This is a genomic window from Streptomyces sp. NPDC004542 (assembly GCF_040610035.1).
Classification (GTDB): Bacteria; Actinomycetota; Actinomycetes; order Streptomycetales; family Streptomycetaceae; genus Streptomyces.
This window is the reverse complement of the sequence record NZ_JBEXLP010000199.1, coordinates 1-2,494: the sequence shown is the minus strand read 5'-3', so window position 1 is coordinate 2,494 and position 2,494 is coordinate 1. Positions and strand designations below refer to the sequence as shown.

Sequence of the window (2,494 nt, the reverse complement as noted above, 5' to 3'; positions counted from 1 at the left end):
AACACAGTGGACGCGAGCAACTGAGGACAAGCCCTCGGCCTATTAGTACCGGTCACCTCCACCAGTTACCTGGCTTCCAGATCCGGCCTATCAACCCAGTCGTCTACTGGGAGCCTTACCCCATCAAGTGGGTGGGAGTCCTCATCTCGAAGCAGGCTTCCCGCTTAGATGCTTTCAGCGGTTATCCCTCCCGAACGTAGCCAACCAGCCATGCCCTTGGCAGAACAACTGGCACACCAGAGGTTCGTCCGTCCCGGTCCTCTCGTACTAGGGACAGCCCTTCTCAAGACTCCTACGCGCACAGCGGATAGGGACCGAACTGTCTCACGACGTTCTAAACCCAGCTCGCGTACCGCTTTAATGGGCGAACAGCCCAACCCTTGGGACCGACTCCAGCCCCAGGATGCGACGAGCCGACATCGAGGTGCCAAACCATCCCGTCGATATGGACTCTTGGGGAAGATCAGCCTGTTATCCCCGGGGTACCTTTTATCCGTTGAGCGACGGCGCTTCCACAAGCCACCGCCGGATCACTAGTCCCGACTTTCGTCCCTGCTCGACCCGTCGGTCTCACAGTCAAGCTCCCTTGTGCACTTACACTCAACACCTGATTGCCAACCAGGCTGAGGGAACCTTTGGGCGCCTCCGTTACTCTTTAGGAGGCAACCGCCCCAGTTAAACTACCCATCAGACACTGTCCCTGATCCGGATCACGGACCCAGGTTAGACATCCAGCACGACCAGACTGGTATTTCAACGACGACTCCCACCACACTGGCGTGCGGCTTTCACAGTCTCCCAGCTATCCTACACAAGCCGAACCGAACACCAATATCAAACTGTAGTAAAGGTCCCGGGGTCTTTCCGTCCTGCTGCGCGAAACGAGCATCTTTACTCGTAGTGCAATTTCACCGGGCCTATGGTTGAGACAGTCGAGAAGTCGTTACGCCATTCGTGCAGGTCGGAACTTACCCGACAAGGAATTTCGCTACCTTAGGATGGTTATAGTTACCACCGCCGTTTACTGGCGCTTAAGTTCTCAGCTTCGCCCACCCGAAAGTGAGCTAACCGGTCCCCTTAACGTTCCAGCACCGGGCAGGCGTCAGTCCGTATACATCGCCTTACGGCTTCGCACGGACCTGTGTTTTTAGTAAACAGTCGCTTCTCGCTGGTCTCTGCGGCCACCCCCAGCTCAGAGCGCAAAGCTCATCACCGGATGTGGCCCCCCTTCTCCCGAAGTTACGGGGGCATTTTGCCGAGTTCCTTAACCATAGTTCACCCGAACGCCTCGGTATTCTCTACCTGACCACCTGAGTCGGTTTAGGGTACGGGCCGCCATGAAACTCGCTAGAGGCTTTTCTCGACAGCATAGGATCATCCACTTCACCACAATCGGCTCGGCATCAGGTCTCAGACTATTGCCAGGCGGATTTACCTACCCGACGTCCTACACCCTTACCCCGGGACAACCACCGCCCGGGATGGACTACCTTCCTGCGTCACCCCATCACTCACCTACTAACCGCTTGGTTCAGCGGCTCCACCACTCCCCTTCACCCGAAGGATCCAGGACGGCTTCACGGCCTTAGCATCACGATGCTCGATGTTTGACGCTTCACAGCGGGTACCGGAATATCAACCGGTTATCCATCGACTACGCCTGTCGGCCTCGCCTTAGGTCCCGACTTACCCTGGGCAGATCAGCTTGACCCAGGAACCCTTAGTCAATCGGCGCAAACGTTTCTCACGTTTGTATCGCTACTCATGCCTGCATTCTCACTCGTCAACCGTCCACGACTACCTTCCAGTGCCGCTTCACCCGGCAGACGACGCTCCCCTACCCATCACAACACCCGTTGGGGCTATACGCTGCAATGACACGACTTCGGCGGTACGCTTGAGCCCCGCTACATTGTCGGCGCGGAATCACTAGACCAGTGAGCTATTACGCACTCTTTCAAGGGTGGCTGCTTCTAAGCCAACCTCCTGGTTGTCTGTGCGACTCCACATCCTTTCCCACTTAGCGTACGCTTAGGGGCCTTAGTCGATGCTCTGGGCTGTTTCCCTCTCGACCATGGAGCTTATCCCCCACAGTCTCACTGCCGCGCTCTCACTTACCGGCATTCGGAGTTTGGCTAAGGTCAGTAACCCGGTAGGGCCCATCGCCTATCCAGTGCTCTACCTCCGGCAAGAAACACACGACGCTGCACCTAAATGCATTTCGGGGAGAACCAGCTATCACGGAGTTTGATTGGCCTTTCACCCCTAACCACAGGTCATCCCCCAGGTTTTCAACCCTGGTGGGTTCGGTCCTCCACGAAGTCTTACCTCCGCTTCAACCTGCCCATGGCTAGATCACTCCGCTTCGGGTCTTGAGCGTGCTACTGAGTCGCCCTGTTCGGACTCGCTTTCGCTACGGCTTCCCCACCCGGGTTAACCTCGCAACACACCGCAAACTCGCAGGCTCATTCTTCAAAAGGCACGCAGTCACGAG

At 56.8% G+C, this 2,494-nt stretch carries 1 rRNA gene; it reads right to left on the bottom strand.

What is annotated here, in order from left to right:
• Window positions 1-22 precede the first annotated feature (22 nt).
• Window positions 23-2,494, bottom strand: a 23S ribosomal RNA gene (locus ABZX30_RS38015); the annotation flags it as partial.